Raw genomic sequence first — 1,727 nt, forward strand, 5'->3', positions numbered from 1 at the left:
ACTGCTCTTTAACAATTTATCAGACAATCTGTGTGGGCACTCAAAGTGACATGGATTCTTAACGTCCTCGGACGAAAAATGAATACCAAGTCTCTGAGTGAACATACGTAATTCATTACGAAGTTTAATTCATGAGCATCAAACTTAAATTGAAGAGTTTGATCATGGCTCAGATTGAACGCTGGCGGCAGGCCTAACACATGCAAGTCGAGCGGTAGCACAGAGAGCTTGCTCTCGGGTGACGAGCGGCGGACGGGTGAGTAATGTCTGGGAAACTGCCTGATGGAGGGGGATAACTACTGGAAACGGTAGCTAATACCGCATAACGTCGCAAGACCAAAGTGGGGGACCTTCGGGCCTCATGCCATCAGATGTGCCCAGATGGGATTAGCTAGTAGGTGGGGTAACGGCTCACCTAGGCGACGATCCCTAGCTGGTCTGAGAGGATGACCAGCCACACTGGAACTGAGACACGGTCCAGACTCCTACGGGAGGCAGCAGTGGGGAATATTGCACAATGGGCGCAAGCCTGATGCAGCCATGCCGCGTGTATGAAGAAGGCCTTCGGGTTGTAAAGTACTTTCAGCGAGGAGGAAGGCACCAAGGTTAATAACCTTAGTGATTGACGTTACTCGCAGAAGAAGCACCGGCTAACTCCGTGCCAGCAGCCGCGGTAATACGGAGGGTGCAAGCGTTAATCGGAATTACTGGGCGTAAAGCGCACGCAGGCGGTCTGTTAAGTCAGATGTGAAATCCCCGGGCTCAACCTGGGAACTGCATTTGAAACTGGCAGGCTTGAGTCTTGTAGAGGGGGGTAGAATTCCAGGTGTAGCGGTGAAATGCGTAGAGATCTGGAGGAATACCGGTGGCGAAGGCGGCCCCCTGGACAAAGACTGACGCTCAGGTGCGAAAGCGTGGGGAGCAAACAGGATTAGATACCCTGGTAGTCCACGCTGTAAACGATGTCGACTTGGAGGTTGTTCCCTTGAGGAGTGGCTTCCGGAGCTAACGCGTTAAGTCGACCGCCTGGGGAGTACGGCCGCAAGGTTAAAACTCAAATGAATTGACGGGGGCCCGCACAAGCGGTGGAGCATGTGGTTTAATTCGATGCAACGCGAAGAACCTTACCTACTCTTGACATCCAGAGAACTTAGCAGAGATGCTTTGGTGCCTTCGGGAACTCTGAGACAGGTGCTGCATGGCTGTCGTCAGCTCGTGTTGTGAAATGTTGGGTTAAGTCCCGCAACGAGCGCAACCCTTATCCTTTGTTGCCAGCGATTCGGTCGGGAACTCAAAGGAGACTGCCAGTGATAAACTGGAGGAAGGTGGGGATGACGTCAAGTCATCATGGCCCTTACGAGTAGGGCTACACACGTGCTACAATGGCATATACAAAGAGAAGCGACCTCGCGAGAGCAAGCGGACCTCATAAAGTATGTCGTAGTCCGGATTGGAGTCTGCAACTCGACTCCATGAAGTCGGAATCGCTAGTAATCGTAGATCAGAATGCTACGGTGAATACGTTCCCGGGCCTTGTACACACCGCCCGTCACACCATGGGAGTGGGTTGCAAAAGAAGTAGGTAGCTTAACCTTCGGGAGGGCGCTTACCACTTTGTGATTCATGACTGGGGTGAAGTCGTAACAAGGTAACCGTAGGGGAACCTGCGGTTGGATCACCTCCTTACCTGAAGAACCTGCCTTTGTAGTGCTCACACAGATTGTCTG

General features: G+C 52.2%; 1 rRNA gene. It reads left to right on the forward strand.

Annotated elements, in window-relative coordinates:
• The first annotated feature begins 146 nt into the window (after positions 1-146).
• A 16S ribosomal RNA gene (locus tag CWM52_RS25795) occupies positions 147-1,686 on the forward strand.
• Positions 1,687-1,727 lie beyond the last annotated feature (41 nt).

Origin of the sequence: Raoultella sp. T31, from assembly GCF_002806725.1 — a bacterium.
Lineage (GTDB): Bacteria > Pseudomonadota > Gammaproteobacteria > Enterobacterales > Enterobacteriaceae > Klebsiella > Klebsiella electrica.